Here is a 17251-nt window from a genome sequence, read left to right on the forward strand (position 1 = left end):
CGCCTAACCATCCTGCTGTATCCTGCATGCATCGATGCATATAACCTGGTGAAATCTTCTTCAAACTATTACAAGTCCTTAACGTTTAATAATTGCCCAACCGCCGTTGTATTCCTCCTAAAAATGAAAATACTTTTAAAATACTTAAAGCCTCACCAAAAACTTATTATCTTTTCCCTCTTACTTGCTGCAGCAGCACAACTTTTAAGCCTGCTGGATCCCATTATCTTTGGAAAAATTATCGACGATTATTCGACCAACAAACACCATTTGGGCGAACGTAAATTAATTAGTGAAGTTTTTTACTGGTTGCTTATTGCGCTCGCTATTGCGCTTGTGGCCAGGCTTTGCCGCTCGGTGCAGGAATTTACCACCCGTAAAGCTGTTGCCCGTTTTGGCATGAATATTTTTAACGATGGCTTGAAACAAACCCTGCGCCTCTCCTTTCAGGAATTTGAAGAAAGCCGCAGCGGAACCACGCTTTCAGTATTACAAAAGGTAAAAACCGATGCCGAGCGTTTCATCAATGCTTTTATCAATATTCTTTTTTCTTCTTTGGTTGGTATCGGTTTTTTACTGTGGTATAGTTTAAACAAAAACTGGCTTTTAGTGCCCGTATTTTTTGTAGGGGTATTGGTATTGGGCTCTTTAACCGGGTTACTTTCTAAAAAAATAAAAGCCATTCAACGTTCTATAAACCGACAGGCAGATAAACAGGCAGGTGTAATTACCGAAAGTTTGCGCAATATCGAACTGGTAAAAAGTTTGGGCTTAACCTTTGCCGAAATCAGGCGGTTAAATGTACAAACCTTAAAAATCTTCGATCTTGAAATGCTAAAAGCCAAAAAAGTAAGCATGTTATCCTTTCTCCAGGGTAATTTGCTCAACTTATTAAAACAATCAGTGCTTTTCATTCTGCTCTGGCTTATTTTTCGAAAAATACTGAGCACAGGAGAATTAATTGCGATGCAGTTTATCTCCACCGCAATTTTTACTCCGCTACAAGATCTTGGCAATATGATTATTCTATACAGAGAGGCCGATGCTTCGCTTAAAACCTTTGATAGTTTAATGCAAAAGCCAATAGAAACACGCCCTGAAAATGCGGTAGAAATTGATGCGTTAAAAAGACTGGAATTTAAAAATGTTGTTTTCAAGCACAAAACTGCTGGTTACAATGCCATTGATGATATTTCTTTTGAAATTCAAAACGGTGAAACAGCCGCTTTTGTTGGTCCTTCAGGTTCGGGTAAATCAACTTTGGTAAAACTTTTAGTAGGGCTTTACCTCCCTGTTGAAGGCGAAATACTTTTCAATGAAACCAGTTCTAAACGCATCCGTTACAACCCTTTGCGCCGTCAGATTGGTTTTGTTACCCAAGATACACAGCTTTACGCCGGATCAATCAGGGATAACATGCGATTTGTAAATCCGACTGCCAGTGAAGAAGATATTATCGAAGCATTAAGAAAAGCATCTGCAACCGCGCTTATTGCCAAAGCCGCCCAGGGTATTGATACCGTATTAGGCGAAAATGGAATGAAACTTTCAGGTGGAGAAAAACAGCGGATTTCTATTGCAAGGGCTTTATTGAGAAAACCACGTTTACTCATTTTCGATGAAGCTACCTCGGCTCTCGATTCGCTCACTGAAGAAGAAATATCAGCAACCATCCGAGAAATTTCAGATAGAAGAGAGCAGATGACCATTCTTATTGCACACCGACTATCAACTATTATGCATGCGGATAAGATTTACGTACTCGAAAAAGGAAAAGTATCAGAAACAGGTAGCCACAACGAGCTGTTGGAGAAAAAAGGTTTGTATTATTCCATGTGGCGGCAGCAAATTGGCGAACGCAGGTAAATTTCAGCGATTTAAAAGAAACGCATAAAGAGTTGCTAAAGGCAGAGAAGGATTTATTTTGGAGCGGAAGTTTTATACAATTCCTTAATGGCCTCCCGTTTTACGCCTTTACGCTTCTCCTTCTTACCTCAGCCCTCAGGGTAACCATCGTAATTATCATCCTGAGGGGTAATTTATGGTATAAAAAATCAATATGAGTGACATGATTTTAAGGAAATGGATATCCTATGGGTATTGTTATTGCGAGAAGGCTTTTTCAGCCTAAAAAGCAATCTTAAAACGATCGCTACTAGCGTATGCTTTAAGATTGCTTAGTACCAACAATGACGACCGCTTTATTGAAAGCTATCCATGGTAGCGGAGTCGAAAGTCTATAGAGTCTTAAACCAAATAAACCTAAAGCTTCGAAAGCAACAGTTGTACAGAAGCCCGTTTTTGATAATTCGGATCGAAATGAACATATTTAATTTTTCCGGAGCGGTCTATGATATAGGTAGCCGGCACCGGTAAAGTATGGCGGTTGTTGCCATTATTGGCATCTAAATCTATCCCGTAACCCTTGTACTTAGTAAAGGTAGCCTCATCCATCATAAAATTAACATTGTAGGCTTTCATAATTTCATCGTTTTTATCCTGGAGGATAGAAAAGCCAGCACTTGTTTTTTTAATTGTTTTATTGATGTTTTCTTTGGTTTCTGGTGTAACTCCAATAACATAAGCATCTTTATTGCTCAACAAACTCAACGAATCCTGTAGCTCTTTAATGTGCTTATTGCAATATGGGCACCATTGGCCGCGATAAAAGAACAAAACCACAGATTGATGTGCCTTTAATGCACTTTTTAAACTTACCGTTTTGCCATTTTGATCAACACCCATAAACATCGGGGCCTTATCCCCTTCTTTCAAACCCTTTTGAGCCTTTACCTGAAAGGATAATGCAGCAATTAAGCCAACAAATAGTACAATTCTTTTCATTCTTATATTTACTTAATAAAAGGCAGGGGATTAAGCCCCCTGCCTGCTTTTTCTTTACATTTTACTTTTCGACATTTTTCCTTTGGCCATTTTTGATTTTTCCATTTTGGCTTTTTTCATTGAATCGGATTTCATCTTGTCCATTTTCTTGCTGTCCATTTTCTTGCCGTCCATTTTACCTTGTTTCATTTTAGACATTTTTTCTTGTAATGGACTGTTAACCGAAGCGAAACCTGGTAATGAAAGACTGGTTACAACTAGAGTGGCCATAAACAATTTTGCTGCTGATTTTAGAATTTGATTTTTCATGTTTTTGTGTTTTGTTTATCCCTTAGTCGATGCGATAGCCATTACCTTACAAGAAAAATTAATTTTTATTCATTTCTTTTTCGATCTGCTCTGTTAAAGTCTTTTTAAAGGCTTCGTCCAGTTTAAAATCAGCGTTCTCAAAGCCTGCAAACACCCTGTTAATCAATATACTTTGTTTTTGATAAACTTTGCAAACCGAACAACCGGCCAGGTGCACATGCAATTGTAGTGTTTCAGCAGCTGTAATTTTGCCTGAAATTCTTTTCTCAATCAAAAAAGTAGCCTGTTTACAGTTATAAATAATATTTTTTAGCGCGCTCGTCATATCAGTTCCAGTTTTTTTGAAGGCAAGCCCTCAGGTTAAGTTTTGTACGGTGCATAATTACCCAAAAGTTTGCAGCCGTGAGTTTTAGTTCGGTACAAATCAGCTCAGAAGCCAGATCATCCATGTGTTTCATCGAAAATACAGAAAACCATAAGCCCGGAAGTTTGGCTAAACATTCATTTAAAATGCTGCCCAGCTCTTTCATCATTAAAGGATCATCCACCTCTAAACCAAATGCCCTGGGATAGTTTCTTTCAGTCCAATGCCCTGTTTCAGGATCAAAAAATTCCTGCTGCTCCCCTTCGGCATCCGTTATTTTTAAATCACTCAGTCTGCCCGTGGATTGCTTCCGGTAAAAATCAGCAATTTTGTTTTTAAGGATTGCTGTTAACCATGTTTTCTCCTCGCTATTTCCTTCAAAACGATCTAAATGCTGCAAAGCAGCCAAAAAGGTATCCTGCACCAAATCTTTGGCTACCTCTTCATCCCTTAACCTCGCCATAGCAAATCCATAAAGATAATCGGCATATTTTTCTACCCAACTAAGCGGATCTGAATGTCTGCTTTTGGGTAAAGGGACTTTGTCTGTTTCGTTTTGCATTTTTTACGTATCTTATATAAATATAGTGCTTAATAGGTTAGTCGGGCGATAGGAAACATCCTTACATATTATTTTTATTTTTTTGTAAGGCTTTGGTATTAAATACGACTAAGATTCAAATTAATAACCATGATCAGAAAAATAGCATTGCCTCTTTTGGTAATAGGCTTCCTAGGTGTTGCCTTTGTTGCCGATCAAAAAAACAATCCGAATTCACCTGAAAAAGGAGGTTTTGCAGTTGTAGAACTCTTTACTTCAGAAGGCTGCTCAAGCTGCCCTCCGGCCGATGCACTATTAGCACAGATTGAAAAAGAAAGTCAAAACAAGCCAGTGTATTTATTGGCTTTTCATGTAGATTATTGGGACAGGCTAGGTTGGAAAGATAGTTTTAGCAGCTCAAAATTTTCTGCACGGCAAAACCAGTATGCAAACTGGTTAAAGCTTAAAACTGTGTACACCCCCCAGGTTGTGGTAAATGGAAGTAAAGAATTTATTGGCTCAGAAGAAAATACCCTTCGCAATAGTATTAAAACCGCCCTGGCAAATCCATCAACAGGCAATTTGGCGGTGGCACTAAGTAAAAGTGACAAAGATAAACTTACATTGAATTATAATACAGATCAACCAACCGACGGTTACTCGCTCGCTGTAGCTTTGGTGTTGGCAAAAGCAAGCAATCGGATTTTAAAAGGCGAAAATAAAGGACTAACACTAAGTCATGTACAAATAGTTTCTCAGTTTGAAACCTTTGCATTGGGAGGAAAAAGTGGCGGCTCTGTACAAATCAATAAATTGAACGGACAACAACCTACAGAACTCATAGCCTTTTTACAAGAGAATAAAACAGGTAAGATAACCGCTGCAACCAGATTAAAATATCTGGATAGCAACACATTAACCAACAAATCCGAATGAGAGGCTATTGCGTTTATCAACTAAAAAACTGCCACCATGAAAGTAATTAAAGAAAAACACTCGCTTTTAATGCGGTGGACGCACTGGGTTAATTTTCCTGTTCTGGCAGTGATGATCTGGAGCGGACTTTTTATTTATTGGGCCAATGATGCATATGGCATTTCAATTTTTGGCTACAGTTTAATTAAATTTTTCCCTGAGTGGTTTTACGATTATTTTCACATTTCGAGTCGGTTAGCCGAAGGAATGGCTTTCCATTTTCTCTTCATGTGGTTCTTTTTTATAAATGGTTTACTTTACATCCTTTACACTATTTTTTCGGGTGCCTGGAAAGCGTTGTTACCCAATAAACACACGTTTAAAGAAGCCTGGCAGGTACTACTTCACGATCTTCATATCCGTAAAACTGTTCCGCCGCAAAAAAAATACAATGCCGCACAGCGCATAGCTTATACCTTAATTATATTAATGGGTATGGGTTCAGTAGCCACGGGTTTAGCAATTTATAAACCGGTACAATTTTATTGGCTTTGCTGGTTATGTGGTGGTTATCATTTCGCCAGGATTCTGCATTTCGCATTAACAATCGGCTATGTATTTTTCTTTATCATCCACATTGTGCAGGTAGCACTTGCCGGATGGAACAACTTTAGGGCTGTTATAGCGGGATTTGAAGTAATAGAAGAAAAGCCTCAACTTAAACACGAACCAGTAATAACTGAAAAAACCGAGAATAAAGATGAAAGCAAACGCTAACAAGAAAGTTAAGGCTCCATTAACGGTTGAGCAGAAGATCAAAAGACGTACCTTTATCTCATTTGGAGCATTCGGCGCAATGGGTCTTGGTGCTGTTGCCAGCTGGAAATGGCTATTAGCTGCTCCTGAAGAAACACCTGGCATTACTGGTGGCACGCGTGTTCCTTTGCGTAGGGCATTGAATAAAACAGAACTCTTTTTCCGCAATTTTTTCAGCAACAAACACCTCGTTAAAACGTATCCTGTAGCTGATGCCGCTAAAACGCCAAGGGTAAACAGCTTAATTGGTATTGAAGATGATGAAAATTTTGATGCAGATGATTGGAAACTCACGGTAAAATTTAAAAACAAAACTAACCAGTATATCAGCCTGGAGGCAATAAAAGCATTGCCCAAAACAGAAATTGTTTACGATTTTAAATGTGTGGAGGGCTGGGATGAGATACAACACTGGGCCGGTTTAAAACTCAGTGATTTTTTAGCACATTTTAAGCTTGAAGAAGAAGCCAAAAAACAATATATGGGATTGGAAACACCAAACGGATCTTATTATGTAGGCCTTGAGCGAGAAAGCATCCTGCACCCGCAAACAATATTGGCTTATGAAATGAATGGTAAACCGATCAGTATCGATCATGGCGCACCGCTAAGGTTGATTGTTCCTGTTAAGTATGGCATAAAAAACCTGAAAAGAATCGGAACGATGAGTTTTAGCAATAACAGACCAAGGGATTACTGGGCAGAGCAAGGTTACGATTACTATTCAGGATTATAGAATTTTACTTTTGATATTCAGGTTTTAGATAGGCCCTTCTGTTTTTTCTGAGCTTTATCACTTTTGGTGCCGATACACCTTGAATATAAGAATTACCCGGATGTAACTTAAAATAGTCCTGATGGTAATTTTCTGCCGGATAAAAAATTTTTATCGGTGTTACGGTCGTCACAATCGGATCGGCATAGTGATGACTTGCATTCACCTTTGCAATTGCTGTTTTTAATTCTTTTTCTTCTTCTGGTGTGCGGTAAAATGCAATGGAACGGTAATCTTCACCTTCATCAGGCCCTTGCCTGTTCAGCGTAGTTGGATCATGTGCATAAAAAAATGACTCTGCCAGTTCAGCATAGCTAACCAGTTTTGGGTTGTAATATACCTGTACAGCTTCTGCATGCCCGGTATTGTCGCTACAAACTTCTTCATAACTAGGGTTCTTAACCGTGCCGCCAGCATAACCTGATACTACTTCATTAACTCCTTTAAGTTCGCTAAGTCCTTCGGCAAGTGCCCAAAAACAGCCTCCTGCAAAGGTGGCAACTTTTTCATCTGGTTTAGCGATTGGTAATTTTGCAAAAGCATTTTCACTTTTACGGTTTTGGCCATTGGCACAGGCACTCAGAAAAACAAGTCCAAGTAACCACGTATTGTATTTCCTCATCATGGCAGCTTATTTGGAAGGGATAAACTTTAATGCATAAGAATTCATGCAGTATCTTTTACCCGTTGGCGCTGGTCCATCATCAAATACATGCCCTAAATGCAAACCGGTGCTGGCTTCAACCACTTCATCCCTTACCATACCATCCGATTTGTCGGTTACAATTTTAATTGCTTTCGGATCGATTGGTTTAAAAAAACTAGGCCATCCTGTTCCCGATTCAAATTTTGTTTCTGAAGAAAATAAGGGTTTACCTGTAGCCGCGCTCACATAAACTCCTTTTTTGTGGTTGTTCCAATAAGGGTTTTTATATGGCGTTTCTGTTCCGCTGTTCACCATAATTTCGTAGGCATTGGCCGAAAGGAGTTTTTTCCAATCGGCTGCAGGTTTAGCTTCTGGATACAAGCTGGTTTTATTTTCCATTTTTGTACCCGTAGGCTTGCCCTGGCTACATGCGTTTAACGCAAGAGCCATAAATGGTATCATCAATAATTTTAACTTTTTCATATTACGTTAGTCGTATGGTAAGGAAAATCCTTACAAATGGGTTAAACTTATGCTGAATACCAGTAAAATCTGAATTACGAACGGCTTTATTAAGCTTGTTTTGGTACTTCTGGTTTTTCTTCTTCTTGCCCGGCTTTAAATTCTTTTATGCCTTTACCTAATCCTTTCATTAGTTCAGGGATTTTTTTGCCGCCGAACAATAATAAAACAGCAACTCCAACAAGGATCATTTCAGGGCCTCCAAGCAAGGCAGCGATGGTTGTATTCAACATTTCGTTTTTAATTTATGGATATGTTACACTTACGCATAAACCAGGGCTTTGGTTCTTCAAAAGCAATATTTAAAATAGTTAAAAAAAAACACTTTTATTTAAAGTAATTTTCAAAGTTGTACGTCTACTGCTCATAACAAACCTAAAACTTTTCATTATGATTGCCGTTTTCAAAACAAATGTATCTACGGATAGCGAGTTAAATGAAATTAGCCCACTGTTAAACAGTCGCTTTAAAGAAATAAAATGGAATATCGATCTGTGGGATGCTGATAAAATATTGAGGGTAGATTCGCCAAGAGATTGGACAAAAGAAATTACCGAACTTTTTAATAGCATAGGTTTGCGCTGTATCAATCTCGAAATTTTTCATTCGGAGCCTTTTTAAATATTTTAAAAAAAGTTCATCTATAAAAACTATTTCCGAGCCTGCCATAACGCTTATTAATGATTTTAATCCTGTCAGGATTTGATAATACTTTATTTTAGGAGACTAAGTTCGCAGCTATGCAGGCCGGTAATTGTATAAGGCCTAACATTACAGATAGCGTTACTATTTACCTACAATTTCTTCAAGTGGCTGATAATCTTCTTTAATGCACCTCTAGTAGTTATCACTCCTGATTAAATACCTATAGTGAAATACGCTAACAAATTATTAAATGCGAGAGTATGCCATGTATTGTCGCATCAAAAAAAATATAGATCGCTTATAGCTACTTAATCCGTTTCGGCATTATTGCCATTTCTAACAGATTATCATTAAATTGCATCATCTATTGATCTATCCCTAATGAAAGAAATTACCGATATTATAAAGGCCTACCATAAGGCGGGCAAGGAGAAGAAAAGAATGGCGTTGGCAACGGTAGTTAAGGTAGAAGGTTCATCTTACCGCAGGCCTGGCGCCAGGATGCTCATTACCGAAGATGGGCAGTTAACAGGTGCCATTAGCGGGGGTTGCCTGGAAGGTGATGCACTAAGAAAAGCTCTTTCGGCTATTGTACAGCAAGAAAATAAACTAATTACTTATGATACTACTGATGAAGACGATGCCAAATTTGGTGTTCAGTTGGGCTGCAACGGTATTGTGCATATTCTTTTCGAGCCTATTATCGATCAAGATGAACTAAACCCGATAACCATATTAATCGCTTTGCAAAGCACCAGAGAAAGTGCCGTATTGGCAACACTTTTCTCGCTAACCGATAAACTTCAATTGGGCACTAGTTTATTATTTAAGCAGCATACAATACAATCAAAAATACCTACATCAATTAAAGATGAACTCATTAGGGATACAGAAAAGGTTTTCGCGAATAAAACAACTGCTTTTAATGTATATAAAATTAGCGATGAGCAAATTGATGCCTTTTTGGAGTTTATACACCCACCAATTTCCTTAATTATAGCTGGTGCAGGCAACGATGCACAGCCACTGGCCGAAATGGCTTACCTTTTAGGCTGGGAAGTTACAGTTGTTGATGGAAGACCTACACATGCTACTGCTCAACGTTTTGTAAACGCTTCACGGATTTTAGTAAGCAAACCCGATAATGTGCTTGCTCAGGTAGAAATAGATGAACAAACTGCTTTGGTATTGATGACACATAATTACAATTATGATCTTGAGCTGCTAAAATATTTATTGGATACCAACGCACCATATATTGGTATTTTAGGCCCGAAGAAAAAACTGATCAGAATGTTGGAAGAGTTGAATTTGGCCACACCAGAAAATGAAACACGTGTTCACGGCCCCATCGGACTGGATATTGGTGCTGAAACTGCAGAAGAAATTGCCATTTCTATTTTAGCAGAAATTAAATCGGTGTTTACCGGTGCCTCGGCATCTTTCTTGAAAGAGAAAAAAAATCCCATTCATGTTTACGAATTAAAAAACAATTAAATGTTAAGAACGGGCATCATTATATTGGCAGCAGGTAATTCTTCTCGCATGGGGAGGCCAAAACAACTTTTAGATTATAAAGGCAAAACACTATTGCAAACCGTAATAGATGAAGCCCTTAAAACAAACTTTAAACCTGTTATTGTTGTTTTAGGTGCAAATGCTGAAGAAATTGCCAAACACCATCAAACTGATGAGGTTACTTTTGTGGTTAACGACAGTTGGGAAAAAGGAATGGCTACAAGCATTGTTGCCGGACTTTCGACATTAATAAACAATGATAGCGAAATTGAAAGTACCATTATTGCAGTTGCCGACCAGGCTTTTATAAAAATGAGTAACTTTAATAACTTAATTGAGAAGCAGAAGGAAACAGGTAAAAATATAATTGCCAGTAAATATGCCGAAACGATAGGAACACCCGTTCTATTTAAAGAACATTATTTTGATTCACTTCTATCCCTTACAGGTGATGAAGGTGCAAAAAACTTATTAAAGCAATATCCTCAAGACGTGGAAACAGTAGTTTTTGAAGAAGGAGAAATTGATATTGACACAGAAACCGATTATAACCATTTAATTAGCCAACAATGATAGCAGATTCTTTTGGAAGAATACACGATTACCTGCGGATATCGCTCACTGACAACTGCAATTTTCGCTGCTTTTATTGTATGCCGGAAGAGGAATACGACTTTACCCCTGCTTCAAGACTTATGCAAACTGATGAAATTATCAAACTAGCTGAAATCTTTGTAGCCAATGGCGTAAAAAAAATAAGGCTTACCGGAGGCGAACCACTGGTTAGAAAAGATGCTGCCGAAATTATTGCTGCATTAGGTAAACTTCCTGTAGAACTTGTAATTACCACAAATGGAACACGCATTGCAGAAATGCTCCCTGTGCTAAAAGAGGCAGGCATTAAAACCATAAATATAAGCCTAGATACGCTGCAACCCGAAAAGTTTTTTATGATTACCCGAAGAGATGTTTTTCATCAGGTACGCAGCAACATCGAACTGCTTTTACAACACAAAATCAAAGTAAAAGTAAACATGGTGGTAATGAAAGGCCTTAATGATAACGAAATAAACGATTTTATCAGTTGGACCAAACATAACCCTATTCAGATCAGGTTTATTGAGTTTATGCCATTTAGCGGCAACAAATGGACGAGCAACAAAATGTTTTCTCTTGATGAAATACTGGCAGTGGTAGAAAAAGATTTCACGGTTTTGCCTGTTAAGGGTGAACCGCACGATACCGCCAAAAGTTTCATGATCCCCGGTCACGAAGGTTCATTTGCCATTATCAGCACCATGACCAATCCTTTTTGCGATACCTGTAACCGCATGCGTTTAACTGCAGATGGCAAACTAAAAAACTGCTTATTTTCTGATAGCGAAACAGATTTACTTACCGCATTGCGCAACAATGAAGAAGTGTTACCCTTAATCCAATCTACTATTTGGAGCAAAAAGAAAGCCTTAGGGGGGCAATTGGTGAGCGATTTCGAAAAAATTGATGCCACTACCATTCAAAACAGGAGTATGATTACCATTGGAGGATAAAATTTTCATGATCAGCGTAAAAGAAGCAAAAAACCTCATTTCTAAACATACAAAAGCACTTAATCCTGTTTCAATCGATTTGGCAAAGGCATCAGGGCATATCCTTGCTGCTGATGTTTACGCACAATACGATATTCCGGCATTTAGTCAATCTTCTATGGATGGTTATGCAATTAAATTTGCAGACCGCGAAAAAGAACTTGTTCTTATCGGCGAAATGGCCGCAGGAACGGAGACAGATATCACCATTCAAAATGGCGAAACCAGCAGAATTTTTACAGGGGCCCCATTACCCAAAGGTGCTGATACTGTGGTGATGCAGGAGAAAATTATCCGTGCAGATGGGAGAATAACCATACAAGATTCAAATTTAAAACTGGGTTTAAATGTACGCGATAAAGGTTCTGAAATAAAAGCCGGAGCATTGGCTATGGAAAAAGGGAGTATGCTGAGTGCTGCCGCAATTGGATTTTTGGCTGGCATAGGCTTAAATAACCTAAGCGTTTACCCAATGCCAAGGGCTGCCATTATTGTAACGGGGAAAGAGCTGCAACAGCCCGGAAAAATGCTTGGATTTGGGCAAGTGTACGAATCTAATTCTTATTCTTTATCGGCTGCTTTAAAACACGAAGGTATTGAACAGATTACTGTTTACGAAGCTGATGATAACCTGCAAATTCTTAAAAATGTACTTCAAAAGGCAATAGCAGGTAATGATGTTGTATTGCTAACGGGAGGAGTAAGTGTGGGCGACTATGATTTTGTAATTGAAGCAGCAGCACAGTGTGGCATCAAACAAATTTTCCATAAAGTGAAGCAAAAACCTGGCAAACCATTGTTTTTCGGCACAATAGCAGAAAAACTAATCTTTGGTCTTCCTGGTAATCCTTCATCTGTACTCAGTTGTTACTATAATTACGTGCTTCCTTCTATCAAATCACTCTCAAATAAAGTAAATAATTTGATGGAAATCGAGGCCGAACTTACACATCCATACAGTAAACCGGCAGGCCTTGCACATTTTCTTAAAGGCCGTTATGATAAGGGAAAGGTTACGCCTTTAAATGCACAGGAATCGTACAGGTTGAGTTCATTTGCGCAAGCCAATTGCCTCATCTGCCTGGAGGAAAAAGTAGAACATTACGAAAAAGGTGATGTACTAACGGTAATGCTTTTCCCTTATTAAAACACGATGGCAAACTTTGTGTTATCTGTGAGGATTGGGATGAATGATTCGCAAAAAAGAAGTTTTAAAACAGGATGGGGCAAAACCAGCATCTTAACGGTAAATTAGCAGCATGAAAATCGAAATGATCAGTTTTGGCAAAATAGCCGAGTTTATCAGCAATCAAAACATTGATGTTGATGGCATAGCCGATACCGATGCTTTTAAACAGTATCTTGAAAATCAGTTTCCTGCTTTAAAAAGCATGAAATATAAACTTGCCCTTAACAAAAATATTGTTCAGGAAAATACTACAATCAACAATAACGCTACAATAGCAATAATGCCACCTTTTTCGGGGGGATAAAAATATGAGTGCAGAGCGATACAACCGGCAAATTATCCTTAAAGGGTTTGGAGAAGAGGCACAACAACTGCTTTTAAGGGCAAAGGTACTCGTTATTGGCGCCGGTGGTTTAGGCTGCCCTGCCCTGCAATACCTGGCCGCTGCCGGCATTGGCCACATTGGCATTGTTGATGATGATGCGATTGCTTTATCCAACCTGCACAGACAGATTCTGTTTACAACGGCTGATATTGGTAAGCTGAAAGTAGAAGTTGCGGCAAAACGCCTTCAGGAGATGAATACCCAAATCGGGATTATCCGCCATCCCATCCGTTTGCAAAAAAACAATATCCTCGATATCATATCCAGATACGATTACATACTTGATGGTACAGATAATTTTGAATCGAGATACCTCATAAACGATGCCTGTGCCTTGCTAAACAAACCATTGATTTTTGCTGCTGTATCAGGGTTTGAAGGTCAGCTCGCCATATTTAACACCCCTGATCATTTAATGCCCAGCACCAATTACCGCGATCTTTTCCCCATTCCACCCGATAAGGGAGAAATACCAAATTGTGCTGAAAATGGTGTTATTGGCGTGTTACCAGGCATTTTAGGCACCATGGCCGCAGCAGAAACAATCAAATTAATTGCAAGAATTGGGCAACCCCTCACCAACAAAATATTAAGTTATAATTTACTTACACAAGAACAATATACCATCGGCATCAGTCGCGGAGAAGGTTATACCCTACCCAAAACTGTTGATGAATTTTTAAATATGAATTATCAGGATACGAACGAAAAGCCACAGAGTTATATAGAAATTGATGCCAATGAACTGGTTAAACTCCAACAGCTGGAATCGGTTATTTTAATCGATGTACGTGAACGACATGAAGTACCAGTGTTGGATAAACAGATTTTTACGCAGGTACCCATGTCAGAATTTGGTGCTTTTATGACTAAAGAATTTTATCAGAAACATGTGGTTTTAATTTGTCAGCACGGCATTAGAAGCGTAGCCGCAGCAGAGGCCATGCAAGAAAAATATGGCGACGCAAAAAAGATTTACAGTTTAAAAGGTGGTATTGTAAAATGGAGAGATCATTTTCTCAGATCGTAACATGAGCGAAAAAAAGATAAAAAATATATTTGTAAACGGTCGGATCGAGCCTGATTTTATAGCCGATAGCATAGCCAAACACAGCAACAAAACCGCTATTGGCGGTCATAGTATTTTTATGGGTCAGGTGAGGAAAGATGAAATTGAAGGCAAATTTGTAGCTGCGATTGATTACACCGCTTATGAAGATCTTGCCCTTGAAAAAATGCACCAGATCAGAGCAGATATTTTTGAGAAATATCCCCTTAACTGCATGCACATTTACCATAGCCTGGGTAAGGTTAAGACTGGCGAAATATGCCTTTTTGTTTTTACTTCATCGGCACACCGCAAACCTGCAATAGCCGCTTGCAGCGAAGTGGTAGACCGCTTAAAAGCAGAATTACCAATTTGGGGAAAAGAAATATTCGAAGACGAAACACACCAATGGAAAGAAAATACGTAACATGGTAAACATTACAAAAAAATCCAACACTTTAAGGATTGCCGTTGCAACCGCTACTGTTAAAGTATCGAAACAGGAAACTATTGATGCCATTGAACAACGTAAAATACCAAAAGGTGATGTATTTGAATTTGCCCGTGCAGCCGGATTATTCGGAGTAAAAAAAACCAGCGATGTGATTCCGGATTGCCACCCGCTCCCTATAGAATATACCGCTATTACCTACGAAATTACTGGTTTAACCATTATTATCACTGTAGAAGTACATACCATATACAAAACTGGTGTAGAAGTTGAAGCCATGCACGGCGCATCGGTAACGGCTTTAACCATGTATGATATGCTAAAGCCGATTGATAAAGGCGTAGAGATTGAAAATATCAGACTTTTAAAAAAATCAGGCGGAAAATCAGACCTTAAAAATGCCCGGTTCCCCGAAATAAAAGCTGCTGTGGTGGTATGTTCGGATTCTGTTTTTGAAAACAAAGCACAGGATAGTTCTGGTAAAGCAATTATTTCGCGTTTAAGGCAATGGGAAATTGATGTAGAAAAATACGAAATTGTACCTGATGAGGTAAATATCATTAGGGATAAAGCGCTTGAATTAAGCAATAGCGGTTACCAACTTGTGATTTTTACTGGAGGAACCGGACTTTCGCCACGCGATGTTACACCAGAAGCCATTTCACCTTTACTAGACCGGAATATTGAAGGGATTATGGAAACTGCCCGCAGTTATGGCCAGGAGCGTATGCCTTATGCCATGCTTTCGCGTGGTGTGGCAGGTTTTAGGGGAGAAACGTTGGTACTTACCTTTCCAGGTTCTAAAAGCGGTGTTGAAGAAAGTATGGATGCCCTGTTTCCGCAGGTTTTACATTTATTTAAGGTGGTTAAGGGTGAGAAACATTAATGGAATTTAAATCCTGACCACATCTGAAATCGTTATTGCGAGGAGGAACTACGAAGCAATTTTTCATGCTAATGGTTCTTGCCACAAAGATTGCTTCGTCGGCTGAAAAAGCCTTCTCGCAATGACGACCTCGCTACCTTTAGTTGTTTAAGAGCGATAAAATCGCTTTACTCGTAAATCCTCGTTACAAACGAGGACGATGTAGTGGGATGGTTAAGAGTGAGAAACATTAATGGAATTTAAATCCTGACCACATCTGAAATCGTTATTGAGAGGAAGAACTACGAAGCAATTTTTCATGCTAGTGGTTCTTGCCACAAAGATTGCTTCGTCGGCTGAAAAAGCCTTCTCGCAATGACGACCGCGCTACTATTGTTGTAAGTCTGAGCGTAGTTGAAGCTTAAATAGTCCTCGTTTGTAACGAGGATTTTTGAGGTACGCATTTGCAATGCGAAAATAATTCCTTTAAGAGCGATTAAATCGCTTTACTCGTACATCCTCGTTACAAACGAGGACGATGTAGTGTGAGAAATATTAATAAAATTTAAATCCTGACCAACATCTAAAATCGTTATTGAGAGGAGGAACTACGAAGCAATCTTTCATTGCTAGTGGTTCTTGCCACAAAGATTGCTTCGTCGGCTGAAAAAGCCTTCTCGCAATGACGACCTCACTACTATTATTGTGAGTCTGAGCGTAGTTGAAGCCCCATAAACGATGTTTAAAATGCTTGAATAGTCCTCGTTTGTAACGAGGATTTTTGAGGTACGCATTTGCAATGCGAAAATAATTCCTTTAGAGCGATTAAATCGCTTTATTCGTACATCCTCGTTACAAACGAGGACGATGTAGTGTGAGAAATATTAATAAAATTTAAATCCTGACCATATCTGAATCGTTATTGCGAGGAGGACTACGAAGCAATTTTTCATGCTAATGGTTCTTGCCACAAAGATTGCTTCGTCGGCTGAAAAAGCCTTCTCGCAATGACGACTGCGCTACTATTGTTGTAAGTCTGAGCGTAGTTGAAGCCCCATAAACGATGTTTAAAATGCTTAAATAGTCCTCGTTTGTAACGAGGATTTTTGAGGTACGCATTTGCAATGCGAAAATAATTCCTTTAAGAGCGATTAAATCGCTTTATTCGTACATCCTCGTTACAAACGAGGACGATGTAGTTTACAGTGCTTTCTGTGTTTCCGTAGCAAAAATCATCTCTAATTCTATTGGCATCAAATAACAAGCTAAAAGCTTCAAAGCAGAACCTATTAGGTTCAAATAACAAGCTAATAGCATCAACTTAAAACCTAATAGCATCTAACAATAACCTATTAGGATCATCATGTTGAGCCTTGAAATAATAATTGAGCGATACAATTGTTGATATAAATCAAAGATCAGAAATATTAAATTTAAACAGTAAAAATCTCTTCTCTGATCAAAAATTAAGTCCTATTTTTGCGGCATGTCCTCTAAATATAAGATTTTATACTTTTTCCAAAATACAGATACCGTTATATTAGAAATTAAGCGTTTGGATCTGCCCGCTAATGCAGATGCTGAAGCAACTTTTCATTGGCTTTATTTTGATAAAATTACAGGCTCTTTAATTAAATTATGGTTTAGATCGATGGATTCTTCAAACGAAATTGAAGAACGTTATTTTGAGCAAGGGTATTTAAAATTTAATAAAACTGAGGCTACGTATATCGAAAAGCACAATTCTTCTCAACAAAAGCTTAATAACATGGGCAATAGGGCAATTGGGGAGGATATTAGTGCTTTATTGGAAAATTACCTGAAATAAC

21 protein-coding genes are annotated in these 17251 nt (G+C 38.6%); 14 read left to right on the forward strand and 7 right to left on the reverse strand.

Translation table 11 applies throughout. From position 1 onward, the window contains the following. Positions 1-123: 123 nt before the first annotated feature. On the forward strand, positions 124-1866 hold the full coding sequence (locus tag ACZZZW_RS19840) for an ABC transporter ATP-binding protein (protein WP_055905648.1): 1743 nt from the start codon (positions 124-126) through the stop codon (positions 1864-1866). A 396-nt stretch (positions 1867-2262) separates the two neighbouring features. On the opposite strand, the gene ACZZZW_RS19845 is transcribed toward ACZZZW_RS19840, so the two are convergent. Genes ACZZZW_RS19845 through ACZZZW_RS19860 form a run of 4 tightly spaced genes read right to left on the reverse strand, consistent with a single transcriptional unit; the run spans position 2263 to position 4079 of the window. Further along, positions 2263-2844, reverse strand: a complete 582-nt coding sequence (locus ACZZZW_RS19845) for a peroxiredoxin-like family protein (protein WP_055905652.1) — start codon at positions 2842-2844, stop codon at positions 2263-2265. Between the two features lie 54 nt (positions 2845-2898). Then, positions 2899-3153 carry a hypothetical protein gene (locus ACZZZW_RS19850; protein ID WP_055905655.1) on the reverse strand — a complete coding sequence of 85 codons (255 nt, stop codon included), beginning with the start codon at positions 3151-3153 and terminating at the stop codon, positions 2899-2901. A 58-nt stretch (positions 3154-3211) separates the two neighbouring features. Beyond that, positions 3212-3478 carry a zf-HC2 domain-containing protein gene (locus tag ACZZZW_RS19855; protein ID WP_055905658.1) on the reverse strand — a complete coding sequence of 89 codons (267 nt, stop codon included), beginning with the start codon at positions 3476-3478 and terminating at the stop codon, positions 3212-3214. A gap of 1 nt (position 3479) precedes the next feature. Then, the gene (locus ACZZZW_RS19860; RefSeq protein WP_463496085.1) at positions 3480-4079 is read right to left on the reverse strand and encodes a sigma-70 family RNA polymerase sigma factor; all 600 of its coding nucleotides are present in this window, start codon (positions 4077-4079) and stop codon (positions 3480-3482) included. A 129-nt stretch (positions 4080-4208) separates the two neighbouring features. Here ACZZZW_RS19860 and ACZZZW_RS19865 point away from each other — a divergent pair, with 129 nt between their 5' ends. From ACZZZW_RS19865 to ACZZZW_RS19875, 3 genes are read left to right on the forward strand one after another with little or no spacing between them, the layout of a single operon-like run. Next, positions 4209-4994, forward strand: coding sequence for a DUF1223 domain-containing protein (locus ACZZZW_RS19865; RefSeq protein ID WP_055905665.1), 786 nt, complete (start codon positions 4209-4211; stop codon positions 4992-4994). 36 nt (positions 4995-5030) lie between these two features. Next, a complete protein-coding gene (locus tag ACZZZW_RS19870; protein ID WP_055905668.1) occupies positions 5031-5750 on the forward strand; it encodes a cytochrome b/b6 domain-containing protein in 720 nt (239 codons plus the stop codon). Beyond that, complete coding sequence (locus ACZZZW_RS19875; RefSeq protein ID WP_463496088.1) at positions 5734-6525, forward strand: molybdopterin-dependent oxidoreductase; 792 nt, start codon at positions 5734-5736, stop codon at positions 6523-6525. Before ACZZZW_RS19870 ends, ACZZZW_RS19875 begins: the two co-directional genes overlap by 17 nt. Positions 6526-6529: 4 nt before the next feature. On the opposite strand, the gene msrA is transcribed toward ACZZZW_RS19875, so the two are convergent. From msrA to ACZZZW_RS19890, 3 genes are all read right to left on the reverse strand, one after another. Continuing rightward, positions 6530-7189, reverse strand: a complete 660-nt coding sequence (gene msrA, locus ACZZZW_RS19880) for a peptide-methionine (S)-S-oxide reductase MsrA (protein WP_235526016.1) — start codon at positions 7187-7189, stop codon at positions 6530-6532. A 6-nt stretch (positions 7190-7195) separates the two neighbouring features. Continuing rightward, positions 7196-7693, reverse strand: a complete 498-nt coding sequence (msrB, locus tag ACZZZW_RS19885; protein ID WP_082458667.1) for a peptide-methionine (R)-S-oxide reductase MsrB — start codon at positions 7691-7693, stop codon at positions 7196-7198. Between the two features lie 89 nt (positions 7694-7782). After that, complete coding sequence (locus ACZZZW_RS19890) at positions 7783-7965, reverse strand: Sec-independent protein translocase subunit TatA/TatB (RefSeq protein ID WP_055905682.1); 183 nt, start codon at positions 7963-7965, stop codon at positions 7783-7785. Positions 7966-8122: 157 nt separating this feature from the next. Between ACZZZW_RS19890 and ACZZZW_RS19895 the strand changes: the two genes are divergently transcribed. The 10 genes from ACZZZW_RS19895 (at position 8123) to ACZZZW_RS19940 (ending at position 17250) form a co-directional block, all read left to right on the forward strand. Next, complete coding sequence (locus ACZZZW_RS19895; protein ID WP_055905684.1) at positions 8123-8353, forward strand: hypothetical protein; 231 nt, start codon at positions 8123-8125, stop codon at positions 8351-8353. A 405-nt stretch (positions 8354-8758) separates the two neighbouring features. Further along, a complete protein-coding gene (locus tag ACZZZW_RS19900) occupies positions 8759-9874 on the forward strand; it encodes an XdhC family protein (RefSeq protein ID WP_463496092.1) in 1116 nt (371 codons plus the stop codon). Continuing rightward, entirely contained in the window at positions 9875-10468 is a 594-nt protein-coding gene (locus tag ACZZZW_RS19905) for a nucleotidyltransferase family protein (RefSeq protein WP_055905690.1), read from the forward strand. Continuing rightward, positions 10465-11445, forward strand: a complete 981-nt coding sequence (gene moaA / locus ACZZZW_RS19910) for a GTP 3',8-cyclase MoaA (RefSeq protein WP_055905693.1) — start codon at positions 10465-10467, stop codon at positions 11443-11445. Before ACZZZW_RS19905 ends, moaA begins: the two co-directional genes overlap by 4 nt. A 7-nt stretch (positions 11446-11452) precedes the next feature. Then, positions 11453-12631, forward strand: a complete 1179-nt coding sequence (locus ACZZZW_RS19915; RefSeq protein ID WP_463496096.1) for a molybdopterin molybdotransferase MoeA — start codon at positions 11453-11455, stop codon at positions 12629-12631. 112 nt (positions 12632-12743) lie between these two features. Continuing rightward, on the forward strand, positions 12744-12977 hold the full coding sequence (locus ACZZZW_RS19920) for a MoaD/ThiS family protein (RefSeq protein ID WP_055905698.1): 234 nt from the start codon (positions 12744-12746) through the stop codon (positions 12975-12977). A 4-nt stretch (positions 12978-12981) separates the two neighbouring features. Next, positions 12982-14088, forward strand: coding sequence for a ThiF family adenylyltransferase (locus tag ACZZZW_RS19925; RefSeq protein WP_055905701.1), 1107 nt, complete (start codon positions 12982-12984; stop codon positions 14086-14088). Between the two features lies 1 nt (position 14089). Further along, positions 14090-14533: a molybdenum cofactor biosynthesis protein MoaE gene (locus tag ACZZZW_RS19930; RefSeq protein WP_055905704.1), complete on the forward strand. Its 444-nt coding sequence runs from the start codon at positions 14090-14092 to the stop codon at positions 14531-14533. A 1-nt stretch (position 14534) separates the two neighbouring features. Beyond that, positions 14535-15443 carry a bifunctional molybdenum cofactor biosynthesis protein MoaC/MoaB gene (gene moaCB / locus ACZZZW_RS19935; protein ID WP_055905707.1) on the forward strand — a complete coding sequence of 303 codons (909 nt, stop codon included), beginning with the start codon at positions 14535-14537 and terminating at the stop codon, positions 15441-15443. Between the two features lie 1465 nt (positions 15444-16908). Further along, positions 16909-17250: a hypothetical protein gene (locus tag ACZZZW_RS19940; RefSeq protein ID WP_055905710.1), complete on the forward strand. Its 342-nt coding sequence runs from the start codon at positions 16909-16911 to the stop codon at positions 17248-17250. Position 17251: the final 1 nt, after the last annotated feature.

Source organism: Pedobacter sp. AC379 (assembly GCF_979258145.1).

Coding starts and splice junctions, on each gene's coding strand:
- ACZZZW_RS19840 (WP_055905648.1), top strand. CDS start 124: ATGAAAATACTTTTAAAATACTTAAAGCCTCACCAAAAACTTATTATC.
- ACZZZW_RS19845 (WP_055905652.1), bottom strand. CDS start 2,844: ATGAAAAGAATTGTACTATTTGTTGGCTTAATTGCTGCATTATCCTTT.
- ACZZZW_RS19850 (WP_055905655.1), bottom strand. CDS start 3,153: ATGAAAAATCAAATTCTAAAATCAGCAGCAAAATTGTTTATGGCCACT.
- ACZZZW_RS19855 (WP_055905658.1), bottom strand. CDS start 3,478: ATGACGAGCGCGCTAAAAAATATTATTTATAACTGTAAACAGGCTACT.
- ACZZZW_RS19860 (WP_463496085.1), bottom strand. CDS start 4,079: ATGCAAAACGAAACAGACAAAGTCCCTTTACCCAAAAGCAGACATTCA.
- ACZZZW_RS19865 (WP_055905665.1), top strand. CDS start 4,209: ATGATCAGAAAAATAGCATTGCCTCTTTTGGTAATAGGCTTCCTAGGT.
- ACZZZW_RS19870 (WP_055905668.1), top strand. CDS start 5,031: ATGAAAGTAATTAAAGAAAAACACTCGCTTTTAATGCGGTGGACGCAC.
- ACZZZW_RS19875 (WP_463496088.1), top strand. CDS start 5,734: ATGAAAGCAAACGCTAACAAGAAAGTTAAGGCTCCATTAACGGTTGAG.
- msrA (WP_235526016.1), bottom strand. CDS start 7,189: ATGATGAGGAAATACAATACGTGGTTACTTGGACTTGTTTTTCTGAGT.
- msrB (WP_082458667.1), bottom strand. CDS start 7,693: ATGAAAAAGTTAAAATTATTGATGATACCATTTATGGCTCTTGCGTTA.
- ACZZZW_RS19890 (WP_055905682.1), bottom strand. CDS start 7,965: ATGTTGAATACAACCATCGCTGCCTTGCTTGGAGGCCCTGAAATGATC.
- ACZZZW_RS19895 (WP_055905684.1), top strand. CDS start 8,123: ATGATTGCCGTTTTCAAAACAAATGTATCTACGGATAGCGAGTTAAAT.
- ACZZZW_RS19900 (WP_463496092.1), top strand. CDS start 8,759: ATGAAAGAAATTACCGATATTATAAAGGCCTACCATAAGGCGGGCAAG.
- ACZZZW_RS19905 (WP_055905690.1), top strand. CDS start 9,875: ATGTTAAGAACGGGCATCATTATATTGGCAGCAGGTAATTCTTCTCGC.
- moaA (WP_055905693.1), top strand. CDS start 10,465: ATGATAGCAGATTCTTTTGGAAGAATACACGATTACCTGCGGATATCG.
- ACZZZW_RS19915 (WP_463496096.1), top strand. CDS start 11,453: ATGATCAGCGTAAAAGAAGCAAAAAACCTCATTTCTAAACATACAAAA.
- ACZZZW_RS19920 (WP_055905698.1), top strand. CDS start 12,744: ATGAAAATCGAAATGATCAGTTTTGGCAAAATAGCCGAGTTTATCAGC.
- ACZZZW_RS19925 (WP_055905701.1), top strand. CDS start 12,982: ATGAGTGCAGAGCGATACAACCGGCAAATTATCCTTAAAGGGTTTGGA.
- ACZZZW_RS19930 (WP_055905704.1), top strand. CDS start 14,090: ATGAGCGAAAAAAAGATAAAAAATATATTTGTAAACGGTCGGATCGAG.
- moaCB (WP_055905707.1), top strand. CDS start 14,535: ATGGTAAACATTACAAAAAAATCCAACACTTTAAGGATTGCCGTTGCA.
- ACZZZW_RS19940 (WP_055905710.1), top strand. CDS start 16,909: ATGTCCTCTAAATATAAGATTTTATACTTTTTCCAAAATACAGATACC.